Annotated in this window: 23 protein-coding genes and 1 other RNA gene; 11 read left to right on the top strand and 13 right to left on the bottom strand. The window is 69.0% G+C overall.

Going from position 1 to position 23009, the window contains the following annotated elements; translation table 11 throughout:
• Nucleotides 1-6: 6 nt before the first annotated feature.
• The 5 genes from EPL03_RS14880 to EPL03_RS14860 all read right to left on the bottom strand — a co-directional run bounded on the left by EPL03_RS14880 (nucleotide 7) and on the right by EPL03_RS14860 (nucleotide 6183).
• Nucleotides 7-783 (bottom strand): helix-turn-helix transcriptional regulator, encoded by a 777-nt coding sequence (locus tag EPL03_RS14880; RefSeq protein ID WP_135830128.1) that lies wholly within the window; start codon nucleotides 781-783, stop codon nucleotides 7-9.
• Nucleotides 784-853: 70 nt separating this feature from the next.
• Complete coding sequence (locus EPL03_RS14875) at nucleotides 854-3610, bottom strand: ATP-dependent helicase (RefSeq protein ID WP_135830127.1); 2757 nt, start codon at nucleotides 3608-3610, stop codon at nucleotides 854-856.
• Nucleotides 3611-4302: 692 nt separating this feature from the next.
• On the bottom strand, nucleotides 4303-4974 hold the full coding sequence (locus tag EPL03_RS14870; protein WP_135830126.1) for an alpha/beta hydrolase: 672 nt from the start codon (nucleotides 4972-4974) through the stop codon (nucleotides 4303-4305).
• Between the two features lie 157 nt (nucleotides 4975-5131).
• Nucleotides 5132-5971 carry a beta-keto acid cleavage family enzyme gene (locus EPL03_RS14865; protein WP_135830125.1) on the bottom strand — a complete coding sequence of 280 codons (840 nt, stop codon included), beginning with the start codon at nucleotides 5969-5971 and terminating at the stop codon, nucleotides 5132-5134.
• Complete coding sequence (locus EPL03_RS14860) at nucleotides 5968-6183, bottom strand: hypothetical protein (protein ID WP_135830124.1); 216 nt, start codon at nucleotides 6181-6183, stop codon at nucleotides 5968-5970. The genes EPL03_RS14865 and EPL03_RS14860 overlap by 4 nt, the downstream gene beginning before the upstream one ends.
• 159 nt (nucleotides 6184-6342) lie before the next feature.
• On the opposite strand from EPL03_RS14860, the gene EPL03_RS14855 reads away from it, so the two are divergent.
• On the top strand, nucleotides 6343-7950 hold the full coding sequence (locus tag EPL03_RS14855) for a glycoside hydrolase 5 family protein (protein WP_135830123.1): 1608 nt from the start codon (nucleotides 6343-6345) through the stop codon (nucleotides 7948-7950).
• A gap of 23 nt (nucleotides 7951-7973) precedes the next feature.
• On the opposite strand, the gene EPL03_RS14850 is transcribed toward EPL03_RS14855, so the two are convergent.
• Together EPL03_RS14850 and EPL03_RS14845 are read right to left on the bottom strand one after the other, a co-directional pair.
• The gene (locus EPL03_RS14850; protein ID WP_135830122.1) at nucleotides 7974-8717 is read right to left on the bottom strand and encodes an MBL fold metallo-hydrolase; all 744 of its coding nucleotides are present in this window, start codon (nucleotides 8715-8717) and stop codon (nucleotides 7974-7976) included.
• Between the two features lie 594 nt (nucleotides 8718-9311).
• On the bottom strand, nucleotides 9312-10379 hold the full coding sequence (locus tag EPL03_RS14845) for an mRNA surveillance protein pelota (RefSeq protein WP_135830121.1): 1068 nt from the start codon (nucleotides 10377-10379) through the stop codon (nucleotides 9312-9314).
• A 137-nt stretch (nucleotides 10380-10516) separates the two neighbouring features.
• Here EPL03_RS14845 and EPL03_RS14840 point away from each other — a divergent pair, with 137 nt between their 5' ends.
• Nucleotides 10517-11215 carry a DUF4013 domain-containing protein gene (locus EPL03_RS14840; protein ID WP_135830120.1) on the top strand — a complete coding sequence of 233 codons (699 nt, stop codon included), beginning with the start codon at nucleotides 10517-10519 and terminating at the stop codon, nucleotides 11213-11215.
• 113 nt (nucleotides 11216-11328) lie between these two features.
• Nucleotides 11329-12315, top strand: a complete 987-nt coding sequence (locus tag EPL03_RS14835) for an extracellular catalytic domain type 1 short-chain-length polyhydroxyalkanoate depolymerase (protein ID WP_135830119.1) — start codon at nucleotides 11329-11331, stop codon at nucleotides 12313-12315.
• Between the two features lie 39 nt (nucleotides 12316-12354).
• On the opposite strand, the gene EPL03_RS14830 is transcribed toward EPL03_RS14835, so the two are convergent.
• On the bottom strand, nucleotides 12355-12891 hold the full coding sequence (locus EPL03_RS14830) for a hypothetical protein (protein WP_135830118.1): 537 nt from the start codon (nucleotides 12889-12891) through the stop codon (nucleotides 12355-12357).
• A 70-nt stretch (nucleotides 12892-12961) separates the two neighbouring features.
• The gene (locus tag EPL03_RS14825; protein WP_135830117.1) at nucleotides 12962-13198 is read right to left on the bottom strand and encodes a DUF5816 domain-containing protein; all 237 of its coding nucleotides are present in this window, start codon (nucleotides 13196-13198) and stop codon (nucleotides 12962-12964) included.
• 87 nt (nucleotides 13199-13285) lie between these two features.
• Between EPL03_RS14825 and EPL03_RS14820 the strand changes: the two genes are divergently transcribed.
• The gene (locus tag EPL03_RS14820; protein WP_135830116.1) at nucleotides 13286-14662 is read left to right on the top strand and encodes a bifunctional metallophosphatase/5'-nucleotidase; all 1377 of its coding nucleotides are present in this window, start codon (nucleotides 13286-13288) and stop codon (nucleotides 14660-14662) included.
• A 91-nt stretch (nucleotides 14663-14753) separates the two neighbouring features.
• Nucleotides 14754-15158, top strand: coding sequence for a universal stress protein (locus EPL03_RS14815; RefSeq protein ID WP_135830115.1), 405 nt, complete (start codon nucleotides 14754-14756; stop codon nucleotides 15156-15158).
• On the opposite strand, the gene EPL03_RS14810 is transcribed toward EPL03_RS14815, so the two are convergent.
• The gene (locus EPL03_RS14810; RefSeq protein WP_135830114.1) at nucleotides 15155-16105 is read right to left on the bottom strand and encodes a mechanosensitive ion channel family protein; all 951 of its coding nucleotides are present in this window, start codon (nucleotides 16103-16105) and stop codon (nucleotides 15155-15157) included. The genes EPL03_RS14815 and EPL03_RS14810 overlap by 4 nt on opposite strands.
• Before the next feature lie 160 nt (nucleotides 16106-16265).
• Here EPL03_RS14810 and trmB point away from each other — a divergent pair, with 160 nt between their 5' ends.
• The 3 genes from trmB (at nucleotide 16266) to EPL03_RS14795 (ending at nucleotide 18665) form a co-directional block, all read left to right on the top strand.
• Nucleotides 16266-17321, top strand: a complete 1056-nt coding sequence (trmB, locus tag EPL03_RS14805) for an HTH-type sugar sensing transcriptional regulator TrmB (protein WP_135830113.1) — start codon at nucleotides 16266-16268, stop codon at nucleotides 17319-17321.
• Between the two features lie 183 nt (nucleotides 17322-17504).
• Nucleotides 17505-17915 carry a CoA-binding protein gene (locus tag EPL03_RS14800; protein ID WP_135830112.1) on the top strand — a complete coding sequence of 137 codons (411 nt, stop codon included), beginning with the start codon at nucleotides 17505-17507 and terminating at the stop codon, nucleotides 17913-17915.
• Nucleotides 17916-17981: 66 nt separating this feature from the next.
• The gene (locus EPL03_RS14795) at nucleotides 17982-18665 is read left to right on the top strand and encodes an HAD family hydrolase (RefSeq protein WP_135830111.1); all 684 of its coding nucleotides are present in this window, start codon (nucleotides 17982-17984) and stop codon (nucleotides 18663-18665) included.
• A gap of 507 nt (nucleotides 18666-19172) precedes the next feature.
• On the opposite strand, the gene EPL03_RS14790 is transcribed toward EPL03_RS14795, so the two are convergent.
• Nucleotides 19173-20153, bottom strand: a complete 981-nt coding sequence (locus tag EPL03_RS14790; RefSeq protein ID WP_135830110.1) for a PLP-dependent cysteine synthase family protein — start codon at nucleotides 20151-20153, stop codon at nucleotides 19173-19175.
• A 102-nt stretch (nucleotides 20154-20255) separates the two neighbouring features.
• Nucleotides 20256-20534: a DUF5798 family protein gene (locus EPL03_RS14785; RefSeq protein WP_135830109.1), complete on the bottom strand. Its 279-nt coding sequence runs from the start codon at nucleotides 20532-20534 to the stop codon at nucleotides 20256-20258.
• A gap of 81 nt (nucleotides 20535-20615) precedes the next feature.
• On the opposite strand from EPL03_RS14785, the gene EPL03_RS14780 reads away from it, so the two are divergent.
• The 3 genes from EPL03_RS14780 (at nucleotide 20616) to ffs (ending at nucleotide 21953) form a co-directional block, all read left to right on the top strand.
• Nucleotides 20616-21035 (top strand): DUF7548 family protein, encoded by a 420-nt coding sequence (locus EPL03_RS14780; protein WP_135830108.1) that lies wholly within the window; start codon nucleotides 20616-20618, stop codon nucleotides 21033-21035.
• A 94-nt stretch (nucleotides 21036-21129) separates the two neighbouring features.
• On the top strand, nucleotides 21130-21549 hold the full coding sequence (locus EPL03_RS20505) for a DUF5658 family protein (RefSeq protein WP_244605281.1): 420 nt from the start codon (nucleotides 21130-21132) through the stop codon (nucleotides 21547-21549).
• A 91-nt stretch (nucleotides 21550-21640) separates the two neighbouring features.
• Nucleotides 21641-21953, top strand: an RNA gene (gene ffs / locus EPL03_RS14770) — signal recognition particle sRNA.
• A gap of 137 nt (nucleotides 21954-22090) precedes the next feature.
• Here the strand turns inward: ffs and EPL03_RS14765 are convergent.
• A complete protein-coding gene (locus EPL03_RS14765; RefSeq protein WP_135830107.1) occupies nucleotides 22091-22972 on the bottom strand; it encodes a mechanosensitive ion channel family protein in 882 nt (293 codons plus the stop codon).
• Between the last annotated feature and the right edge of the window lie 37 nt (nucleotides 22973-23009).

Here is a 23009-nt window from a genome sequence, read left to right as displayed (position 1 = left end):
CGACGGTCACGCCTTCGGGGCCGATTCGACGGTCTCGGCCTCGTCGCGGAACGTCCGGAACACCGACAGCGCCCACTCCCGGAGGTCGTCGTCGGTCGAGCGCAGACACACCTCCAGGTGGCCGCCGTCGTCGTAGCCGCCGAGGAACACGGTCTCGTCGAACACCGAGAGGCCGAACGTGAACGTCTCGGGCGATATCGACAGCGAGAGGCTGTCGAGCGCCAGCGCCTGCTCGAAGTTCTCGGGATACGACTCCCGAGAGGTCTCGGCGGCCGACTGCGAGAGCACCAACTGCACCGAGGCCCCGCGCTCGACGAGCGGTTCGCACGCCCGGTCGAACGCCGGGACCACGGTGGGCAACAGCGCGCGCAACCGGTCGGCGTCGGTCGGGACCCCGCTCACGAAGTGCTCGGCGGCGGCGTAGGGGTCGGTCGGCGTCGACGCGACGACGTCGTACTCATCGAGGGGCAGCGGGAGGTCGTGGGCCAACTCGAACTCCGAGAGGAACTCGCTCAGCGAGTCGACCGCCGCGACGGTCTCGCGGACGTCGTCGAACCGTCGGAGGACGATTCGGCCCGCAGCGGTCGCCCGATAGCCGTCGTCGCCGCGTCTGACCCAGCCGAACTCCTCGAACGAGTCGAGGATTCGATGTACGGTCGCGCGCGACACGTCGAGGTCCTCGCGCAACTGGGCGGGCGACAGCGGCGACGAACCGAGGGCCCCGAGCGCCGCTACGCGGTGTTCGGACGCCGCCAGGAATCGGACTTGCTCTATCGCGGTCATTGGCGGAACGCAGTCGGACGAGGGGGAAGATACTTTTGTCACTTTCCGTACGTTCGTCGGCTCCGGCGGCTCACTTCGCGGCCGACGCACCAGCACTCCCGTACTCGTCGCCGATCTCGTCGAGGACGCGCTCGTGGAACTCCTGCAACACCGCGCTCTCGTCCTCGGCCAGCACGACGTCGCTGGCCATCAGCGTGGCGAGCCCGAACGCCTTGGGCGAGGGCGTGTCGACGCGGTTGCTGGTCACCGCGACGTCGCCGGACTGGACGGCCCCCAGCACGTCCTCGACGGCCGAGACGGCCAGTTTGTCCTCGAGTATCTCCCGGTAGGTCTCCTCGACCACCGCGAAGTCGTCGAGGTCCTCGGCGAACCCGAGCAGCATCTCGCTGGAGACCTGCTGCTCGCTGGCGGACTTCTCGTAGCCCTTGTAGCGTTTGAGTATCATCAGCGACCGGGTGGCGTCGATGCGGAAGTACCGCTGGAGCAGTTCCGTCCCGTCGAGCGCGGCCCGGAGGTCCTCGCGGACCGCCTCGGGGCGGACGTCGCGAAGAATCTCGGCCACGTCGACCTTCCGGTTCAGCGGCATCGAGACGGTGAACCCGTGGTCGGCGACCGCGACCGAGACGTTGGTGTTGGCGGCGTTGGCACACCGATACGCCACCAGCCGCGAGAGCCCGTCGTTGAATCGCCGGCCGTAGTTCGAGTGGACGTAGTAGTGGCGCTCGTACTCGTCGCGGTCGAGTTCGACCTCGACCGCGAGTCGGTCGTCGGTGCTGACGCTGTCGGGGCCGGCGTACCGAATCTGCTCGTCGAACATCCGGGCGATGGCCAGAACGCTGTTCTCGTCCAGCGGGAACTCCCGGAGCCACACCCTGACGGCGGGCTTGCCCCGCTTCTGGAACCGGTCGAGGAGTTCGCCCTGAAAGTCGAGGACCGCCCGCCCGAGGTCGTACGAGAGTGGCAGGCGCTCGGAGAACCACGAGGGAACCGTCGGGCGCGCGCTCGTCCGGTCGGCGTACACCTTCGACCCCCGGCGGTAGCGGAACTCGAAGCGGTCGCCGCCCAGCACGAACACGTCGCCGGGTTCGAGCGTGTCGAGGTACGCCTCGTCGAGGGTGCCCACCCACTCGTCGTCGGCGCGGGTGAACACGTCGCAGGTAAACGAATCCGGGATGGTGCCGATGTTGGTCATGTAGATGACCCGCGCGAGCTTGCCGCGCTTGCCCACCAGCGGCTCGCCCACCTCGAACTCGGGGTAGTGGTACTCGCCGTCGGGCGGGTCGTTCTCGTCGCGCCAGATCTTGGCGTAGACGTTCTTGTCCTCCAGCCCCTCGTAGTCGGAGGTGAGATAGCGGAACAGCGTCTCGAACTGCTCGTCGGAGAAGTTCCGGTAGGGGTAGGCCCGCCGGAGGGTCGCCCGGACCTCGCGCTCGGGCCGCACGGCGTTGATGGCCATGCCGTAGACGTGCTGGGCCGCCACGTCGTAGGCCTCCTCGGGCACGAACACGCGGTCGACGAACCCCTCCTCGGCCTTCTTGAGCATCACGGCACACTCCACGAGTTCGTCGCGGTCGAGCGCGATGACCCGTCCCGTCACGGTCTGGCCGAGCTGGTGGCCCGCCCGGCCCACCCGCTGGAGCAGGGCCGCGACCGACTTGGGCGAGCCGACCTGCACCACCAGATCGACGTGGGGCATGTCGATGCCGAGTTCGAGGCTCGTGGAGGTCGTCACCACGTCTAGGCTGCCGGCCTTCAGGTCCGCCTCGATGGACTGGCGGGCGTCCTTCGAGAGGCTGCCGTGGTGACACCCCGAGTTGTCCTCGTCGTAGGCGTCGAACCGCCGGCGGAGCTCGTGGAGGACGCGCTCGGCACCCGACCGCGTGTTGGTGAATACGAGCGTGTTGGTGTGGTCGCCGACCAGGTCGTGCAACTGGTCGTAGAACCGCTCGTTGACCACGTCCCGCGGCGTGTCGATGAGGTCGTCGGTCGGACACCGCAACTCGACGTCGAGGTCCCGGACGAACCGGGTGTCCACGATTTCACAGTCGCGGGGCGTCGAGTCGCCGGTCGAGGCGTTCACGTCACACCCGACGAGAAACTCCGCGATTCGGTCGAGGGGTTCGACCGTCGCCGAGCAGCCGATGCGGGTGGGCGACGACTCGGCCATGTTCTCCAGTCGCTCCAGACTCACCGCGAGGTGGGTTCCCCGCTTGCCGTCCGCGAGGCTGTGTATCTCGTCGACCACGACGTACTCGACCGTTTCCAGCTTCTCCTTGAACTTGGGCGAGTTGAGCAGAATCGCCAGCGTCTCTGGCGTCGTGTTGAGGATGTGGGGCGTCTCGTCGAGCATCTTCTGGCGCTCGCTCGAATCGGTGTCGCCGTGCCGGATGGCGTGGCGAATCTCGGGGTCGCCGTCGGCCCGCGCCGCGATGCCCTCCAGCGGCACCGCCAGATTCCGGTGGATGTCGTTGGCCAGCGACTTGAGCGGCGAGACGTACAGGCAGTACACCGAGTTGTCGAGGCCGTCGTCGGTCTCGCGCTCGCGCCGGAACAGCTCGTTGATGATGGCGGTGAACGACGCCAGCGTCTTGCCCGACCCGGTGGGCGAGGCGACGAGCGCGTTCTCGCCCTCCCGGACCAGCGGGACGGCCTCCTTCTGTGGCGGCGTGAAGAAGCCGCCGTTGTCGGGGACGTACTCGCCGAACTGGTCGACCCACCACTCCCGCACCGCCGGCTCCAGCGACGCCAGCACGTCGGCGTCGTCGACGTCGACCGACTCGGCGTCGTAGTCGAACGCCCCCCGCGCCAGCAACTCGCGCGCCTCCATTCTGGCGGTCGCTTGGGGCCGGGGACGTAAGACGGTTCGGCCTCCGGAGTGAAAGTGAAATCCGGACGGAAGCGGCGTCGAATATCACTTAAAGGTCTTTTCCACGAGGTGGAGGTGTAATACCAGCATACAGGCCCTCTATCATCCAAGAGAATCCTCGGCTCCGATTCCGAGGAGACAAAAGTAGACCGTGGAACCGGCGCGTGCGAGTGACGCGCGCGAGGGAGGAGCGAACGAAGTGAGCGACGAGGCTGGGGAGGCGTGAGGGCCGTGCTGTGCGGTGCGGTCGTGGTGTGGTCGTGGTGTGGTCGTGGTGTGGTCGCGGTGCGGTCGCGGTGTCTCATCGGTTGAGGCAGTAGCTAGCTGAATCGAATCGGAGACCGCCGAAGTCAGGCGGCGACCTACTGCTTGAGTCCAGGAGACGCTGCCACCGCACTGCGCCCCACACGTTGCAGTCCACGCACCGACCCCCTACAACCCACGCACCGACCCCCTACAACCCACACACCGACCCCCTACAACCCACACACCGACCCCCTACAACCCACACACCGACCCCCTACAACCCACCGAAACCGCTCTCCCCGACCACTTGGTCGATTGGTCGAGCGACCCCGCCGGTTGGCGCGTTCGGCGGCCAGCCGCGATGCCGAAACCGCAACAAGTCCGCTGACCGAGCCAGTTTCGCCGACTCACTCCCCGTCCGTCAGTCCCACGACCAGTTTCGCCACGTACTCCAACTCCTCCTCGTTCACGCCGTGGCCCATCCCCTCGTAGATGCGCTCGGTCACGTCCGCGCCCAGCTCGTCCAGCACGTCGCGGGTCTCGTGGACCCGCTCGACCGGGATATGGGGGTCGACGTCGCTACAGCCGAGGAAGACGGGCGTGCCCGCGAGGTCGCCGTCGTACTCTCGCGGCGTCCCCTCGGGGCCGATGAGGCCGCCACTCAGCGCCGCCAGCCCGCCGTAGCGGTCGGCGTTCCGGGCGACGTACTCGCTCGACAGGCAGGCTCCTTGCGAGAAGCCCACGAGCGCGGTCCGGTCGGTCGGAACCCCGGCGTTGCGCACGCGGCCCAGCACGTCCTCGACCAGCGCCAGCGCCGACGACAGGCTCGGCTCGTTGGTCTCGATGGCTTCGAGGAAGGAGTTGGGGTACCACGTCCGGCCCTTGGCCTGGGGCGCGAGGTACGCCACGCCGTCGGCCGCGAACTCGCCGGCCATCTCCAGCATGCTCTCGGCCGTTGCGCCGCGACCGTGGACCAGCACGACCGCCGCGTCGGCGTCGTCGAGGGCCGCGCCCGCAGTCCCGACTGGCTGTCCCGCGTGGGGGTCGTCCTCGCCCCGATGTGGATTGTGTCCAGCCATCGTTACCTCTCGTCCTCCGCGAACTCGGCGTTCGTCATGGCCGAACGTAGCCGGTCCGCATCCTTGAGCGTTGCCGGGGCCTCGATGAAATCAGGTTACTAGACGTAACCCGGTGTGGCGTCGCCGGCGTCGGCGTTCGACCCGCCGACGGACCGACTCACAGCCCGAGTATCTCGCGGGCCTCGTCGGGCGTCGCCACCGGCCGGCCGAGCGTCTCGGCCAGTTCGGCGGCCCGGACGACCAGTTGGGCGTTGCTCTCGGCGAGGTCGCCGTCGCCGTAGTAGACGTTGTCCTCCAGTCCGACCCGGACGTGGCCGCCGAGCAGGATTCCCATCGTGGTGAGCGGAAGCTGGTGGCGACCGAATCCGAGCGTGTTGAACAGCGCGCCGTCGGGCAGGTTCTCGACCGCGTTGAGCAGGTTCCGGGGCGAGGGAGGCGAGGTGGTTCCCCCGCCGAAGATGAGCGTGGCGTACACCGGGTCGTCGAGGTCCCGACGCTCCAGCAACCCCCGGACCTCGTTGAGGTGGCCGTCGTTGAACGCCTCCAGTTCGGGCTTGATGCCCCGGTCGGCCATCTCGTCGTACAGCGAGTCGACGGTGCCGCGAGTGTTCTCGCTGGTGAGGTGGCGATACCGGTTCAGCGGCCCCATGTCGAGGCTGGCCATCTCCGGCGGCGGGTCGGTCCGGAGCGACTGGCGGCGGGCCTCGACGGACGCGCCGGTCCCGCCGGTCGAGTGCTGGACCACGAGGTTCGTCCGCGACCGGACCTCGTCGGTGATGGCCTGAAATCGCTCGCGGTCGAACGACCGCTCGCCCGACTCGCGGCGGGCGTGGAGGTGGACGACCGCGGCCCCGGCCGCCTCGCACGCCGCCGCCGCGCGGCCGATCTCCTCGGGCGTCTCGGGCAGGTTCGGGTTGGCCTCCCTGCCGTGAACCCCGCCGGTCAGCGCCGCCGTCACGATTACGGGCTCGCCCGCGAGGTAGTCGTCGTAGCTCATTCGCCGTCCGCTCCCGGAATCGCTGGGAGTCCCTCGTGGTCGCGGTATATCTCGCAGTCGGTCGCGTGGTCGAGGTCGTACCGGTCGTTGCAGACGTCGGCGCGCATCGCCTGCACGAACTCCTCGGCGGCGGTGCAGTAGGCGCGGGCGTCGGCGTCGTCCCCGGCGTCGGCGAGGGGCCGGTAGTCGAGGTGCGGGCAGCCGTCGGTCATGCGTCACGGGACGGACCGAGGAGTGAAAACAGTTCGGCGTCGGTCGGCGGTAGCACGGTTCGCAGGTGCCCTCGGCGGCCCCGTCGCAGGTCTCGGCCCGGGGATTCGTTCGGGCAGTCGACCCGTGGATTTTTTACGCTGCAATCGGACCGATTGGCCGTGACGAACGGACGCGACCACCCGGAGGACGCCGAGGACGAGTCGTCCGCTCGAAACGGACTGGGACGGCGGGCCTGTCTCGGGAGCGTCGTCGCGGCGATGGCCAGCATCGCCGGTTGCTCGTCGGGGAGCGGCGAGGGTTCGACGACGACCGGGAACGCCACGCCGACGGTCACCGCGACCGCGACGAGCGAGACGACCGTGACCGAAACGAGCGCGCCGTCGGCCCCCGACCTCGCGGTCTCGGAACTCCGCGTGGAGGCCGACGCGGTCCGACAGACCCGGCCGGCCACCGTGGCCGTCGACGTGGCGAATCAGGGGGACGCGTCGGCGGAGGCGACCGTCACGCTCGCCCTCTCGGGGGAGTCGACGGGGTCGACCTCCGTTTCGCTGGCCCCCGGCGGCGCACGAACGGCCGAGTTCGAGATACGACAGCCACGGGTCGGTGACCGGACCGTCGAAGCCACGCTCTCGGTCGACGGCGAACGCCGGGACGCCGCGACCGCGTCGGTGACTGTCGAACGGTACCCGCCGTCGTTCGTCGGTCGGGACGGCACGAACTTCGTCCTCGACGGGTCGCGGTTCCGGTACGTCGGCGTGAACAACAACCACCTGCCCGTGCGACCGTGGGGCCGCCAGTACGTCGACCGCCTGTTCGAGTACCTGTCGAACCACGGGGTCTCGGTGGTCCGAACCTGGGGATTCCCGCCAGCGTGGACCGACTCCGACGTCCATCCCGAACCGGGGACCTTCCGGGACGACTGGTTCGAGCACTTCGACTACGTTCTTCTGGCGGCTAAACGCCACGACGTCCGGCTGGTCGTCCCGCTGTTGAACAACTGGTTCGGTGCAGACCACGCGCCGAGTCCGGCCGCCTACGCCGACTGGTCGGACACCGCCGAGACGACGAACGACTTCTTCGGCGACGAGCAGGCCAACGAGTACTACCGGAACTACGTCGAACACGTCCTGACTCGCACGAACCAGTTGACCGGCGTCGAGTATCGGAACGACCCGACCGTCCTGATGTGGGAGGTGGGCAACGAGATAGAGTACCACGACGAGCGGCGCGGCGAACCCCTCACGGACTGGTACGACGCCGCCGCCAGCCACGTCAAGTCCGTCGACGACTCGCATCTCGTCGGCAGCGGCATGCACGGTGCGACCGGAGCGGTCTACGAGTCGTGGAACGTCCGGAACGCCTACGTCGAGACCCACGAGTCCGACGCAATCGACGCGTGTTCGTTCCACGACTACCCCGTCGAGCGCTACGCCGGTGACACCACGGTCCGCGACCAAGAAGCGTTCGCCGAGTACGTCCGCACCCACGTCCGTAACGCCCACGAGGAGGTCGGGAAGCCCGCGTACTTCGGCGAGTTCGGCGCGGTGGTCGACCCCGAGGAGGACCTGCCGGTCTCGCTGCGAAACGAGTTCTTCCGGACGGCGACCCGGGTCGCCCGCGAGGAGGGACTCGACGGCGTCCAGTTCTGGTTCGCGGAACTGCGCGACCCGAAGAACGACGGGTTCACTCGCACCCACGAGGACAACCCCTTGGCCATCTTCCCGGACGAGACGTCGGCGTGGGACGTCGTCGACGACTTGGAGTAGGTTCCTCCGCGTGCTGGCCCGCCCTACAACTCGACGGTCCGCAAGTCGTCAGCGAACCGCACGTCGCCGTCGTACACCGCCTCGATGCTGTCGAGCATCTCCTCGTGGCGGCCCTCGGTGTGGGGGTAGAGATGGGTCAGATAGACCCGACCGATGTCCGCGCCCGACCCGGCCAGCGCCTCGCCGAGCTGGGTCGGCGTGGGGTGGTTGTCCACGTCCACGTCGTCGGGGAACGAGCAGTCGTGAGCCAGCACGTCACAGCCGTCGGCGAAGTTGGGCAGGCCCTCGAACGCCTCGCTGTCGCCGCCGTAGGTGAACTCGTCGCCGAAGCGGTAGGCCAGACACGGCAGCGAGTGGCGCGTCTCGAACGCCTCGACCTCGAAGCCCGCGACCTCGAACCCGTGTGCGCCGACCTCCCGGACTCGGAGGTCGACCCGCCCGTCGAGGTAGTCGTATATCTCGACGAGGTCGTCGACGAGTCGCTTGGTCCCGGCCGGGCCGACGATTTCGAGATGCTCCTCGCCCGCCAGCCAGCGCGCCTTGAGCAACGAGAGCAGGTCGGCGGTGTGGTCGAGGTGATGGTGGGTCAGCAGGACGGTCGAGACGTTCTCGTAGCCCACGCCCGACTGCTGGAGCCGGTGGAGGACGCCGCTGCCGCAGTCGACGAGAACGTTGCGGTCGGCCTCCTCGTCCGCGACGAGGATGCCGGTCTGGTAGCGCTCGCCGGTCGGCATGGCGCTTCCCGTGCCGAGAAAGGTGACCTTCATGGTAGGGACGGGGGCCGGGAACGGTGATAATGGCTTCGGGACTGGGTCGATTTGGGCGGCGGGTCGAATCGTGACGTGGTCGGCTGGTGAGCTGCGAGGGGCCGAACGGGAGCGAGAGAGACGAGATGTTCGGACGAAACAGAACGGGGGTGAGGGGAACGAGACGTTTTGAACCCGGCGCGCGCGAGCAACGCGCGCGAGGGAGGGGCGCGTTCATGCGCCCCGAGGCTGGGGAGGCCTGAGGCTTTCGCCGTGCGGTCGCGGGTGCGGGGCGGTGCGGTCACTCATTTGCCTCGGCAGTAGCTAGCTCAGATGTACTTGAGGCAGAATACGATGTACTCAGGTAGCTAGCTACTTCCTCGACCGATGACTGACCGCACGACACCGCAACCGCACGGCACCGCGCCTCGTCCTCCCCAGCCGCCTGCGTTGCTCACTACGTTGCGCTACTCGGCCCTCGCACGAAATGGCGCGACCACTGACGGGTCGTGCCAGCGCGCGCCGAGTGAAAAGTCAAGTCAGCGTGCGCCGAACGAAGGGACAGTCCGCACCGAACGAAAAACGAATCAGCGCACCTGAAACCCCACACCGACGTTACTCCAGTCGATACCGCAGTAACGCCGCGATGCCGCCGAAGCCCGCCAGCTGGTCCCCCGGCGCGAACTCGCTGGAGAACACCGTCACGTCCCCGCCTTTCTGCTCGGTCGCCGTGATGAGGTCGTTCACGTCGAAATCCCACTCGCCCGCGCCGTCGCGCTCCTCGCGCAGGCGCTCGTCCAGAATCAGGAGGTGCTCGATGGCTCCGTAGTCGGCCGCCTTCTGGACCTGCTCGGCGCCGTAGGCCGCACGCGCGCCCTCGCCGATTCGCCTGGTGAGGTCGTCGATGAGCTCGGCCTCCTCGGCGATGCGGGTCTCCTTTTGAACCTCCTCGACCGCGCCGCGCTTGAGCACCTCGTGGACGCCCCGGTCGCCGACCGCGCTGGTGTCGACCGTCGTTATCTTCTCGGTCAGGTCGGGTTCGTTCTCCGCGACGTAGTCGAGGGCGTCCTGCTTGGTGAACCCCGGCCCCGCCAGCACGATGGCGTCGACGTCCATCCGCGCGAGCGCGTCGGACAGTTCCGCGAACAGTCCGTCCCGGCTCTCGGCGTACTCGCCCTTGCCGGTCGTCCCCGAGAACTCGCCTTTCTCCTCGGCACCGTACTGAGTGACGGTGTGGACGTGCGCTTTCCCCTCCTCGACCGTGGCGATGGCGACGTCGGGGTTGTCGGTCGCCGCCTCGGCCTCTTCGAGCCGGTCGAGCTGGTCGGGCTTCCACACCTTCTCTATCTCTATCTCCTTGGTCTCCTCGACGTTGAGGGTGTGGTGTTGGCCCAACTGGTCCTCCCGCGAGCAGTCCGCGATGGCCCCGCCGACGCGGAGCCGGTTGGCGAACTTGTGGAACTCGACCGACTCGACCTCGATTTCGACCCACATGTGTTCGCGCTCGCCGCCGGTGTCGCGCATCTGGTCGTCGTTGCGCTGGATGCGCCGGGTGGTGTCGCCCGAGACGCGGTCGCCGGGTTCGAGGACGTACGAGAGGTGCCAGAGGTCGTCGAGGCTCTCGGGGACGAGCGCGATGCGCTCGCGCCCGCCCTCGACGCGCTGGCGGCTCTGGATTCGCATGGTTCGAGGTCGACCGCGTGCGGATAAGTCACCTGCGGTCGACGGCGTCCGCCGAGCGTCCCCTCGCGGCGACGGCTTCGACGGCGGCTCGCCGTCTCAAGAACGTTTAAGTGCCGGTGCTAGTTCATGTGTAGTGTATGTTAGAAGATGCGTTATCTTACCCCACCAACGGGGAGAGTGGACTGGTCCGCATCCTGATCGGCGGCGTGTTCGGAGTGTTGTCGGTGTTGGTGTTGCCGGCGTTCGTCGTTGCGGGCTACATGCTCCGCGCGATGGCGGGAGCGTCGCGGGGCGACCCCGAACCGCCCGCGTTCGAAGATTGGGGCGGACTGTTCGTCGACGGCCTCAAAGCGACGGCCGCCAGCCTCGCGTACGCGTTCGGACCGATACTCCTCATGGTAGTCTTCGTCGTCGTCATCGGCGCGGGAGCGAGCGCCGGCAGCGAGTCGACGGCCGGCGCGCTGGCGGGACTCGGCATCCTCACCATCCTCCTCCTGGTGGTGTTGCTGTTCGTCATCCAGTACGCGGTCCCGGCGGCACTCACCAACCTCGGGCGCGAGGGGAGCCTCGGTGCCGCCTTCGACTTCGAGACGCTGAAGCCGGTCCTCACCAGCGGCGAGTACCTCAAGGCCGTGCTCCTCGTGTTCGGCATCTCGATGGTGGGCGGGATGGCGCTGAGCGTGTTCACGACCGTCACGTTCGGCGTCGGCCTCGTCGTCACGCCGTTCTTCTACTTCTGGCTCTACCTCGCCGGAAGCTACATGTTCGGGACCGCGTTCGGCCACGCCGTCGACGCGAGCGGCGGGCGGGCGGACCCGCAGGGCCCGGCGGTCTGACCCCGCGAGCACGCCGAGCCCAGCGCCGACGTAGCTACTCGTCGCCCGAGCGAACCATTTTACATATTAACCCGCCGTTAGATTTTACCGTTAATGGTATGTATTGGCACGCCATGGCCTACGACAGACGAACCCTCATCACGTCGGTCGGCAGTGCGGTCGCAACGGGCGCGGTCCTCGGAGGCGTCGGAACGGCGGCCGCGGACGGGTCGTACACGAACCACACCTACAGCGGGTTCGACTACTACCGGTACGTCCCCGAGGGCGTCGGCGCGGGCGACCCGCTGGTGGTGATGCTCCACGGCTGTTCGCAGGACGCCGACCAGTTCCGCGAGGAGACGCGGATGAACGACGTGGCCGACGACGAGGGCTTTGCGGTCGTCTACCCCGACCAGTACAACGCCCGCAACGCCCTGCGATGTTGGAACTGGTACTACGACTACAACACGACCCGAAACAGCGGCGAGGCCGACATCATCGCGGACATGACCGAAGAGACCGTCGACGCCGAGGACCTGGACGACTCGCGGGTCTACGTCGCGGGGCTGTCGGCCGGGGCGGCGATGGCGTCGAACCTGCTCGCGGAGTACGCCGACGTGTACGCGGCGGCTGGGATTCACTCCGGGCTGGAGTACGACGCGGCCGACACCTCCTACGGCGGCACGCTCGCGATGTCGTCGGGCGGGCCGGACCCCCAGGAGAAGGCCGAGGACGCCTACGACGCGATGGAGGAGTACGGCGTCACGAGCCCGGTCCCGACCGTGGTGTTCCACGGTACCGACGACGCGACGGTCGACCCGACAAACGCCCATCAGGCCGCCGAGCAGGCCGTCCGGACCACCGACCTCGTCGAGAACGACGGCGACGGCGACACCGACGCCGACCCCGACGAGACGACCGAGGGGTCGGCCGACGAGTACGACTACACCACCGACGAGTACCACGACGGGGACGGCGACACCGTGGTCGAGAAGTGGCTGGTCGAGGGCATGGGTCACGCGTGGTCGGGCGGCGCGCCGGGCGGCGAGTACGCCGCGCCGGGCGGGCCGGACGCCAGCCAGCGCATGTGGGACTTCTTCGAGGGGCGAACGCAGGGGTAGCGGACCCAAAGCGCCGAGCCGGCGACCCGCGGCGACGCGCTACCGCGACTCCTCGCCGAGTTGGATGCGCGGGTCCCGGACGGTCGGGTCCCACGTTATCTCGCCGGCGTCCGAGAGGTCGTCGAGTCGGGACTGGACTGCCTCCCTGTCGATGCCCGCCGCGACTCTGGCCATCCGGTAGAGTTTGACCTCGGGGACGCCCTCCTCGGTGACCGCCTCGAACTGGGTCCCCTCGGACTCGGTCACCTGCGTCTCGATGGTCGCGACGAGGTCGAGCAGGTCGTCGAGCCCGTCGAACGCCTCGTGCCAGCTCGGCGGATACGTGCTGATTCGGCCCTCGCCGAGGTGGTACAGCTTCTTGCCGGGGACCCACTCGTCGCTGTCGACGAGGTCGTCGTCGAGCGCCGACATGTCCACGTCGAAGGCCGCCGCCTCGGCGTAGGCCGCCAGCAGGTCCCGGTCCACGCCGGGTGGCCCGTCGTGGTGGTGCTCCTCGACGTACCGGACGAAGTCGTTGACCAGCAACGACTCGTGGCTGTCGATCTGGTCGAGCGCGTCCTCGCGTACCTCGGCCATGCCGGGCGTACGCCGAACGGGCGCAAAAGCCGACTGGCCGGCGAGGCGGTCCCGCGGGCGAGCGTCCGACTCACTCGTGGGCGGCGTCCCACTCGGTCGGCTTGCGGACGTTGCCACAGACGTTGCACTCGATGCGGCCCATCGGGTCCATCGCGTTGTCCACTCGCTCGCAGTTGCCACAGACGTAGCCGTAGCGGTCCCGGCCGTCCTCGTCGCCGTAGACGACGAAGAAGGGACCCTTCGAGCCGCGGTCGCCCTCCTCGCGGGAGACGAACACCGTCCGCCCGTCGGTCGTGATGGCCTCCATCGTCCCGTCGTAGGCCCCGGAGGGTGTTAGGCGTGCCGTCTCGGCGATTCCGAACGCCTTTCTCCCCGCCGCCGAAACGCGGATTCGATGGCTCCTCGTCTCCTCCACTACTCGGACGTCGAGAACGTCTACGACACCCCCGAGCGCGCCGGTCGGCTCGCCGGTCTGCTCCGGGCGCTCCGGGCCGACTCGCCGACGGACGCGATTCTGGCCGGCTCGGGCGACGACACCTCGCCGGGCGTGCTCGCGCTGGTGACCGAGGGCGCGCAGGCGCTGGACTTCTTCCGCGCGGTCGAGCCCGACGTCGAGACCTTCGGCAATCACGAGTTCGACCACGGGCGGGCGGCGCTCGGCCGACTCGTCGACGAGTCGCCCCAGCGGTGGGTCAGCGCCAACGTCTGGGCCGACCGCGAGGCCGGCGAGCGATTCGGGAGCGACGTCGGGGTCGGCCCGACCGCCGTCGTCGAGGCCGGGGACGCGAGCGTGGGCTTCGTCGGCGTCACGACCGCGCGGACGCCCTCCATCAACCCCGCCGCGTCGGACCTCGATTTCACCGACCCGGTCGCCGCGGCCCGCGACGCGCTCGCGGACCTCGACGCCGACTACCGGGTCGTCCTCTCGCACCTCGGCCGGGGCGACGAGGAACTCGCCCGCGCGGTCGACGCCGACGTCATCCTCGGCGGGCACGTCCCGACCGAGCGGTGCGAGCGAATCGACGGAACCGTGCTCACCCGGCCCGGCGACGGGGGTTCGGTCGTCCTCGAAGTCGACCTCGACGCCGGCGACGACGCCCACGGGGTCACCCGCCACCCGGTCGCGGATGCGCCGGTCCACGAGGGAGTCGCGGCGGCCATGCGCGACCGACTCGCCGAGACCGGGCTGAACGAGGTGGTCGGTCGGGTCGAGCCGCCGATAGACCGGACCGAGACCACGCTGTTCGGCGGCGAGTGTCGGCTCGGCAACTTCGTGGCCGACGCCTACCGATGGGAGACCGACGCCGAGGTCGGCCTCCAGAACAGCGGCGGGGTCCGGACCGGCGACGCCCTCGACGGCGAGGTCACGGCGGCCGACCTCGTGAGCGTGACGCCGTTCGACGAGCGGGTCGTGGTCGCCGAGGTGCCGGGCGACGCGCTCCGCGCCGCGTTCGAGTGGGCCGCCAGCCCCGACCTCGGGTTCGCGGAGGCGGGCTGGTGGCACGCGCAGGTCAGCGGTGCCGAAATCGCGTGGGACCCCGACGCCCGGACCGTCGAGTCGGTCCGGGTCGGCGGCGAGCCGCTCGACCCCGCCCGGACGTACTCGGTCGCGCTCTCGGACTACGTCCTCCACACCGACGACGAGTTCCCCTCGCTCCGGGAGGCCCACCGGGTGGCCGAGGCGGGCATCCAGTACGAGGTGCTGGTCGAGTACGCCCGCGAGGCGGGGCTCGCGCCCGAGCTAGAGGGTCGCATCGTCGAGGTCGAGTAGCGCCCACCGAGGAGCCACGGGGCGTCCCGACGGCGGACGCCCCGGACCGAAGCCGGGAGTTAGAAGGGGGTCTGGCGCGTCCGAGGAGACGATGACGCAGGTCGTCGTTCCGGTTCGGTACCCGCTCACGGGACACTCCAAGCGCACGCTCGCAGAGGCCGTCCGCATCGCCGAGGAGCGCGACGCGGCACTCACGGTGCTCCACGTCAACGTCTACCAGCGGGGCCGGGAGGTGACGCGGACGACCCTCCGACGCGCGGTCGAGGCCGAGTTCGGCCGGCTGGCGAACGCCCGGTACGTGGTCCGCGAGGGGTTCCTGGTCGAGGAGACCATCCTCGACGAGGTGGCGGCCGAGGACGCCGACGTCGTGGTCATCGGCCACAAGCAGGCGAGTCGGTGGCGGCGCGCGCTCCGACGGCTCAGCTCCGACCCCGACGTCGAGACGTACCTCCGCCGGAAGCTCGACGCCGAAATCGTCACGGTTGGCGCGAGCTAGACGTCGGGGCCCTGCGAGTCGAACTCCTCGGACCGTGGTCGGTGCGTGCGACCGTCCTCGACCGTCACCCGCGCGGTGCCGCTGGTCTCGTCGAAGACGTGGTGCCTGTGGGGGTAGGCGATCTCCACGTCGGCGTCGTCGAGTTGGCTCCAGATGCGGTCCTGTATCTTCGACCGGACGCGCGCCAGGTAGTAGGGGTCTTTGACCCAGTAGCGCAGGTCGAGCAGGACGCCGTGGTCGGCGAACTCCTTGACGTAGGTGACCGGCGCGGCGGGGTAGCGCGCGCTCCCCACGCGGATGTCCGGACCGCCCTCGACGACCTCGGGCGTCTCGCGGGCCGCCCGCTCCATGATGGCCCGACCCCGCTCGACGTCGCTCTCGTAGGTCACCAGCACCTCCAGCGAGAGCCGCGACCGGGTGTCCTCGGCCGAGTAGTTGATGACGTCCCGGTCGCGCATGTTGGAGTTCGGGACGACGAGGAAGGTGTTCTCGAGCGTGAATATCTTGGTGTACCGGAGCGTGATGTCCTCGACGTAGCCCCGCTTGTTCTGGTCGACGAGCTCTATCATGTCGCCGATCTCGTAGGGCTGGTCGGCCAGCAGGAACAGGCCGTTGATGACGCTCCCGATGATGGGCGCGAGCACCAGCCCCAGCACCGCCGAGAAGACGGTGACGGACAGCAGAATCTGGCCGGGCTCGAACCCGACGCGGTTGGCCGCGACCGACGCCGCGATCAGCAACACGATGGCTCGGACGCCGCCGAGGACGGTCTTGGTCAGGCTCGGTCGCCCGAACCGGCGCGCCACCGGCCGGCCGAGAAACCGGACCAGCAGCTTCGAGGCGTACCAGCCGACCACCAACACCAGCGCGGCCTCGACGAACTCCCAACCCGGAAGCGACTGGAGGGTCCGAATCACTTCCGTCACGGCGTCTGCGGACGCGGGCATAGGCCCAACCTCCGGCGGAGCCGGCAAAACCCTTTTCCCACGCGAAGAGCCGTCCGGGTCGCGAGCGCCGGAACTACGCCCCTGATGAAACTCGTTTTCGGAACCGGGTGCTACTCGAAACCGGATAAATCATTTATCCCCGAAGCGAATGGTGCCGTACATGGCTTCCGACGACCTGCGCGCGACCATGGAGCAGGTGGGCGAGCGGTTCGACCTCGGGGAGTACGAGATCGACGCCTACCTCACCGTCCTCGAACACGGGGACCTCACCGCCAGCGAGATCGCCGACCGGACCGACATTCCCCAACCGCGGGTGTACGACACGGTCCGCAGCCTCAGCGACCGGGGACTGGTCGAACTCCGGGAGTCACGGCCGATGAAGGTCATCGCGGTCGACCCCGACGAGGCGTTCTCGGGCGTCCAGTCGTCGCTGGTCGAACTGGTCGCGGAGCTGGAGGCGCGCTACACCGCGCCCGCCCGGGACACGGAAGCCGTCTCGCTGGTCAAGTCGCGCTCGACCATCCTGCGCTACCTCGAAGACGTCGTCGCCGAGGCGGAGTACGAACTCGTGCTGTCGCTGACGCCCAGCCTGCTGGAGCGGTTCGAGGACGACCTTCGGGACGCCACCGACGAGGGCGTCAGCGTCGAGCTGCTGGTCACGCCCGCCGCCGAGGCACCCGACCCCGAGCGCTTCGACTACCTCGACGTGGCGACGACCGCCCGCGCCCGGCGGGGCATCACCACGCCCGTCATCGCGGTCGCGGACGGCGAATACTCCATCTACGCCACCCAGGACGCGCTCCGGGACGACAAGGACCGCTACGGCGTCATCTTCAACCGGTCGGCGCTGGGCTTTCTGGTGTCGGGCTTTTTCGGCACGGTGCTGTGGACCACGGCCGAGCGCACCCTCGCGGCCGACGGCGAGGACCGACCGTTCCCCCGGCGGTACGCCTCCATCCGACGGTGCGTCAAGGAGTTGCAGGAACTCGACGGCGACTTCCACGCCACGGTCGAGGGCCGTGACATCGAGACGGGCGCGTCCCGCGTCGTGGAGGGGAAGGTCGTCGGCTTCTCGTTCGAGGGGGGCGAGCGCGTCGCGGGCATGACGATCGACACCGGGGACGGCGAGGTCACGGTCGGCGGGCAGGTCGCCGCGCTGGAGGACGTCGAGGCCCACGAGATTCGCGTGGGTCGGGACAGTCCGCCGGGACGGTAGGTCGGCGTTGGTCGAGTGGGACCTGACGCGGGACGAGAGGCCCCGGACCCGCCGTGGTCGTGTTCCGATTAGCGCGACCACCGACCGAGGGCTTTCGAAGACCTGTCGCTACGACAACTCGCGCATCTGTACACGACCGCCGCCACCTGAACGCTTTTGCCTGACGGTCGCCTCTTCTCTATTATGCCCGTAGACAGCGACGCCGAACTCCGCGAGATTCTGAGCGCGGACCGCATCGCGGTCGTCGGCTGCTCGACCACGCCCGGCAAGGCCGCCCACGACGTGCCCGAGTACCTGCGCGAGCACGGCTACGAGGTGATTCCGGTCAACCCCTACGCCGACGAGATATTCGGCCGGGAGGCCCACGACTCGCTGGCCGAGGTCGAGGCGGAAGTCGACGTGGTGGACGTGTTCCGACCCAGCGAGGAGGTCGCGGGCATCGTCGAGCAGGCAATCGAGCGCGACGACGCCGAGGTCGTCTGGACCCAACTCGGCATCGCCGACGACGAGTCGGCCGCCCGCGCGGAAGCGGCCGGCAAGCGAGTCGTGCAGGACCGGTGCATGAAGGTCGAACACGAGCGGCTGGTCGGGTGACGACCACGGACTCCCGGCTGGTCGACTGACGAGCCACTTTTCACGCCGGGGTGCCTATCCCCGGCCATGACTCGCGCGGACGGGTCGAGCGTTGCGGTCTCGACCGTCTTCCTCGACCTCGACGACACCATCTGTCGCCACCCCACCTCCGGGGCCGACCGGCTCGCCGACGCCTTCGACGCGGCGGGCGTCGAGCCGTTCTTCGACGGTAGCGACGTCCGGCGGTGGCTCCCGGAGGTCAGCGCCGACACGCTGCTCGGACTTCGGGAGAACTGCTTCGGAGCCATCGCCGACGAACGGGGTCGGGAGCGAGCCGACGCGCTGGCGGTCGCCCGCGCCTACGAGGACCCCGACCCGACCGACGTCGAGTTCCTGCCGGGGGCGGAAGCCGCGCTCGACCGCCTCGGGGCGACCCACGACCTCGCGCTGGTGACCAACGGCGGCCGCGGGACCCAGACCGCCAAGCTCCGGGCGCTGGACATCGCGGACCACTTCGGGGCGTTCGCGTTCGCCGGGTCGGACCACGCGGTCAAGCCCGACCCCGAGCCGTTCGACCACGCGCTCGCCGCGATGGGGGCAACTCCCGCCGAGACGGTTCACGTCGGGAACTCGCTTCGCTCGGACGTGGCGGGCGCGCACGCGGCGGGTCTGCGGTCGGTGTGGCTCGAAGAATCGGGCACGGTTGGCGAGTACGACCCCCACCACACCATCGGGTCGATGCGCGATCTGTGCGACCCACCGTGGGTCTGAGTTGTGGACGTTGATAGCTCCTTTCGGCTAGTCGCGCGACTGGGACCTTAGCCAGTAGCGCGATGGAGAGCCTCTATCTCGGCGCGTGCTGGCGCGACCTCGTGTCGCGTCGAAACGCGCGAGGGCTGAGGACCGCAGCAACGCGAGGACCGCAAGCGGTTGGGGAGGACGAGGTGTGGTGCCGTGCGGTCGCGGTGCTGTGCGGGGCGGTACTCATTTGTCTCGGCAGAAGCTAGCTTCTTCGACGCTCACATCACAAATTTCGTGCGAGAGAGGCTAGCTACTGCCTCAACCTGTGAGAACCGCACCCGCACCCGCACCCGCACCGCGACGGCAGGCCTCACACCTCCCCAGCCTCGGCGAGCGCCTGAACGCGCTCGCCTCCCTCGCGCATGTTGGCGCGACCACTTGCGGGTCGCGCCAGCGCGCGCCGACGTGGGACGTGAAAATCGCCAACGTCGTAGCGGCTTCGACGTGGTGTGGAACTGAAACTCGAAGTCCGTGTCGTCACCCCTCCCACTCCTCGAACGACCGGTAGATGCCCTTCGAGAGGTAGCGCTCGCTGGAGTCCGGGAACACCGTCACCACGCTGTCGTGGGGCGCGTCGATCTCGCCGTCCCGGATGCCCTCTGCGACGTGGCGGGCCACCGCGCTGGCCGCGCCTGCGCTCGACGCCACGAGGTGGCCCTCCTCGTCGGCGAGTCGCGTCAGTTCCTCGTGAGCGCGTCGGTCGGGCACCTGATAGATTTCGTCGACCAGTTCGGGGTCGAACAGTTCGTTCGTACTCGGGTCGTGCGTGCCGATGCCCTCTATCTTGTAGGGGGCCTCCGCGGGGTCCTCGCCCTTGGTTTCGCCGTACAGCGACCCCTCGGGTTCGACCGCCGCGACGTAGGTGTCCGAGTCCCGTTCGAGCGCGTACTCGGCGATGCCCATGAGCGTGCCCGCCGTGCCACAGCCGGCCACGACCGCCCCAACCTCGCCGTCGAGCGCGTCGAAGATTTCCGGCGCGGTGGTCTCGTAGTGGGCCTCGACGTTGAGCGGGTTGGAGAACTGCTGGGGCACCACGGCGTCGTCCAGTTCGCCGGCGAGTTCGTGGGCGCGGTCGATGGCACCGCCCATCCCCTCGTCGGTCGGCGTGTTGATGACGTCCGCGCCGAGTGCGGCCATCAACTGCTGTTTCTCGACGCTGAACCGCTCGGGGACGACGAACACGGCGTCGACGCCCAACTGGCGCGCCGCGAGGGCGAACCCGATGCCGGTGTTGCCGGCGGTGGGTTCGACGACGGTGCCGCCGGGGTCCAGATCGCCCCGGTCGAGCATCGCCTCGACCATGTACTTCCCGATGCGGTCCTTGACGCTCGCGCCGGGGTTGAACGTCTCCAGCTTGGCGTACACCGGCACCTCCTCGGGTGCCGCCTGCACGGCGACGAGGGGCGTCTCTCCGACGGCGTCGAGCACCGAGTCGAGCGGGGTCCGGTGGTCGGTCATCGGGTAGGCAAAAGTTGGGACTGCGGATAATCTTTTTTGTGTGGAGCCGTCCACCCAGTGGGTCGGAATCGATTTCGGACCGGCGCGTCGACGTCGACGAGCTCAGGCTTCGGCGTCCGCGCTCTCGCCGGCGTCGGTCTCGGCGTCGAGGTCCCCCACCTCGACGCTGTCGGGGTCGATGCCCTGCTCGTCGGCGATGGCTTCGAGGAGGGCGCGCTGTTCGGCGGCCTGTCGTTCGAGGGTCTCGACGCGCTCGCTGGTGGAGTCGAGCTTGTCGCGCATCTCCGCGACCTGCTCGCGGAGGTCGTTGAGCTTGCTGTACAGCTTCTCGGCGGTGTCGGCCAGCTTCTGGACCTTCTTGGCCGTGCTTCCGAATCCCATGCCCCGGATTTGTTTGGCCGGACACGTGACTGTTCCGACTCGACCGTCGCGCTTTTCCACCCGCCCCGAAAAGTATCGCGCATGGCGCACGAACAGCTGCCCGACACGCCGGCACCCACGGTCGGCGTGGTCGCCGCGCTCGCAGTGCTGGCCGCCGTCGCCGTCCCGTACTTCGTCATCGACGCCGCCGAGGCGGGCGTCTACTACGACGCGCCGACGGCCGTCCCGATTCACCTCGTGGTGGGCCTGTTCGCGCTCGTCGCGGTCGTGGTGTTCGCGGCGGGCCGGAACGGCCGGACCGACCCACAGACGGCCGCCGGCGCGACGGTCGTGCTGGGCGGGTTCATGGCGCTTTTGGTCCTCTGGTGGGCGATAGCAGTCGGCGACCTCGTGGGGAGTCTGACCCAGCGGGCCGCGTTCGGCTACCACCGGTGGCTGCTGTTGGTCGCCGCCGCGAGCGTGGCGGCGAGCGCGGGCTGGTACGCCCGCGAGGTCCTCTGACGGGGGCCAGCCGGGGCGAGCCCCCGGCTCACGCGGTGCGTACCCGGGGTTCAGCCGGCGCATAACGAAGGTGTCGGTCCTCGCAGTCCCGAGCGTGTCCGAACGAGACGCGACCGACCCCGCCGAGCGGTGGATGCGCCGGGACGACGAGTTCCTGCTGGAGGAGGACCGCGAGTACGTCGTCCGCGACGACGGGCGCTCGTGGTGGGGGTACGTCTCGCCCGCGCTGTTCGGCGCGGTGCTGGCCGTGATGGTCGGCGACGTCGTGACGACCGGCGTCGGGATGGCGATGGGGCTGTCGGAGCTCAATCCCGTCGCGTCGGCGGTGATACGCGAGGCGGGCATCGGTGGGCTCGTGGTGCTGAAAGCGACTGCGGCCGCCGTCCTCGTGCTCCTGCCGGGCGTGACCGGCGACGCCCGCCAGACGTTCCGGGCCGGCAGCGCGCTCTATCTCTTCGTCGGGCTGGTGGTCGTGGCCGCGAACGCGTGGACGCTCCTCGCGGTCGCGGGCTGATAGTCGTCGCGGGCCACCGCGGGCTCGACCGAATCCCCCGACGGCGGGGCGAGGAGACGAAAGGTCCTTAAGTCCGAGGTGCCTTACGTCGAGATGGACTAGGTCGGGCAGTTAGGCCCTGCTCTCCACCCGCACTACGGTCTTCAGCGGGGACCGAACCCCGGAGGCGTCCGGTCAGACCGCGCCGGGCCCCGGAAGCCGACTTCGAAGCCTCGTCCTGCGGGGACAGCGGTCCTCGGCGGGCACTCGCAGGAGTGTCGCAGTCGTGGTTTGCCGGTGGCAATCCGTCAGGCGCGGAAGCGAGCAGCGGACCACTGGACACCTGTCGCTCGCAGGGTCGCGGGGTGGAGGACGCGACCGGGATTCCCCGGCCCGGAACGCCGGGCCAATCCGGGCGTCCGCATTCATACGTCGCTTGGCTACGAGTTCGGAAGCCGGCCGCATCTCCGTTGTCACTCGCGGCAAGCCGCCGTCCGACTCCTGTTCGTCCGTAGCTGGGGCTGGTCGCGCGCTCGTACGAGGAGCCTCACTGTGGGAGTGGTCAGTCGCCGTCGACCGCCCGCTCGAGTTCCGCAGCGTCCGCCAGTTCCAGTCCGCCCTCCAGCGTCCGGGTCGGGTACGGGAACTCGACGCCCGCCTCGTCGAACCGGGCTTTCACGTCGGTCACGAACTCCCCGCGCGTCTTCACGAAGTCGCCACGGCTGGGGTCGTCGATCCAGATGCGGGCCTGCAGCCCCACGGAGGAGTCGCCCAGTTCGGTGAGTCGAACCGAGGGCGCGGGCTCGTCCATGATTTCGGGGTGGTCCTGGGCCGCCTCGACGATGAGGTCGGTCGCGCGCTCGACGTCGTCGTCGTAGCCGATGCCGAACGCGACCTTGAGCCGGAGCCGGTCGCCCTCGACCGGGTTCTTGATGACGCCGTCGGTGAGCTGGGAGTTGGGCACCGTCAACAGCTCGTTGTCGAACGTCCGCACGCGGGTCACCCGCAGGCCGATGTCCTCGACGACGCCGGAGTAGCTGCCGCCGTCCCACTCGATCCAGTCGCCGATGCGGAACGGCTTGTCGGTGTAGATGAACAGCCCCGCCACGAAGTTGGCGATGACGTCCTGCATCGCGAACCCGATGGCGAGCGTGGCCGCCGCCGCGATGGTCGCCAGCGCGGTCAGGAAGTTGCCGTACTCCGCGAACCCGAACGCGACCGAGACGCCGACGAACACCACGCCGAACCGGACGAGCTTGAGGAGCGGTCGCTTGGCGTGGCTGTCGAGGTCCCGCCGGTCGAGGAAGCGACTCGCCAGCGGGACGACCGCGAGTCGGCCAGCGACGTACACCGCGAGAAAGGAGACGACGAAGTAGACGAGTTGCGTGAGAGCGACGGCGTAGCTACCGAGGACGTCCTCGAGTATCGGGAGTGGTTCGACCATACCGACATGGAGGACCGGCGGGATGAAAAGCTACCGG

It is taken from the genome of Halorussus halobius (genome assembly GCF_004765805.1).
Classification (GTDB): domain Archaea; phylum Halobacteriota; class Halobacteria; order Halobacteriales; family Haladaptataceae; genus Halorussus; species Halorussus halobius.
Note: the sequence above shows the minus strand (reverse complement) of the source record. Positions and strands in the feature narration are given on the sequence as shown.

Bases quoted from the DNA above. Each gene is read 5' to 3' on its own strand.
- EPL03_RS14795 (WP_135830111.1), top strand. From the start codon at position 17,982: ATGACTCGCGCGGACGGGTCGAGCGTTGCGGTCTCGACCGTCTTCCTC.
- EPL03_RS14880 (WP_135830128.1), bottom strand. From the start codon at position 783: ATGACCGCGATAGAGCAAGTCCGATTCCTGGCGGCGTCCGAACACCGC.
- trmB (WP_135830113.1), top strand. From the start codon at position 16,266: ATGGCTTCCGACGACCTGCGCGCGACCATGGAGCAGGTGGGCGAGCGG.
- EPL03_RS14830 (WP_135830118.1), bottom strand. From the start codon at position 12,891: ATGGCCGAGGTACGCGAGGACGCGCTCGACCAGATCGACAGCCACGAG.
- EPL03_RS14800 (WP_135830112.1), top strand. From the start codon at position 17,505: ATGCCCGTAGACAGCGACGCCGAACTCCGCGAGATTCTGAGCGCGGAC.
- EPL03_RS14790 (WP_135830110.1), bottom strand. From the start codon at position 20,153: ATGACCGACCACCGGACCCCGCTCGACTCGGTGCTCGACGCCGTCGGA.
- EPL03_RS14825 (WP_135830117.1), bottom strand. From the start codon at position 13,198: ATGGAGGCCATCACGACCGACGGGCGGACGGTGTTCGTCTCCCGCGAG.
- EPL03_RS14850 (WP_135830122.1), bottom strand. From the start codon at position 8,717: ATGAAGGTCACCTTTCTCGGCACGGGAAGCGCCATGCCGACCGGCGAG.
- EPL03_RS14780 (WP_135830108.1), top strand. From the start codon at position 20,616: ATGGCGCACGAACAGCTGCCCGACACGCCGGCACCCACGGTCGGCGTG.
- EPL03_RS14875 (WP_135830127.1), bottom strand. From the start codon at position 3,610: ATGGAGGCGCGCGAGTTGCTGGCGCGGGGGGCGTTCGACTACGACGCC.
- EPL03_RS14785 (WP_135830109.1), bottom strand. From the start codon at position 20,534: ATGGGATTCGGAAGCACGGCCAAGAAGGTCCAGAAGCTGGCCGACACC.
- EPL03_RS14870 (WP_135830126.1), bottom strand. From the start codon at position 4,974: ATGGCTGGACACAATCCACATCGGGGCGAGGACGACCCCCACGCGGGA.
- EPL03_RS14860 (WP_135830124.1), bottom strand. From the start codon at position 6,183: ATGACCGACGGCTGCCCGCACCTCGACTACCGGCCCCTCGCCGACGCC.
- EPL03_RS14865 (WP_135830125.1), bottom strand. From the start codon at position 5,971: ATGAGCTACGACGACTACCTCGCGGGCGAGCCCGTAATCGTGACGGCG.
- EPL03_RS14845 (WP_135830121.1), bottom strand. From the start codon at position 10,379: ATGCGAATCCAGAGCCGCCAGCGCGTCGAGGGCGGGCGCGAGCGCATC.
- EPL03_RS14810 (WP_135830114.1), bottom strand. From the start codon at position 16,105: ATGCCCGCGTCCGCAGACGCCGTGACGGAAGTGATTCGGACCCTCCAG.
- EPL03_RS14840 (WP_135830120.1), top strand. From the start codon at position 10,517: ATGTTAGAAGATGCGTTATCTTACCCCACCAACGGGGAGAGTGGACTG.
- EPL03_RS14815 (WP_135830115.1), top strand. From the start codon at position 14,754: ATGACGCAGGTCGTCGTTCCGGTTCGGTACCCGCTCACGGGACACTCC.
- EPL03_RS14765 (WP_135830107.1), bottom strand. From the start codon at position 22,972: ATGGTCGAACCACTCCCGATACTCGAGGACGTCCTCGGTAGCTACGCC.
- EPL03_RS14835 (WP_135830119.1), top strand. From the start codon at position 11,329: ATGGCCTACGACAGACGAACCCTCATCACGTCGGTCGGCAGTGCGGTC.
- EPL03_RS14820 (WP_135830116.1), top strand. From the start codon at position 13,286: ATGGCTCCTCGTCTCCTCCACTACTCGGACGTCGAGAACGTCTACGAC.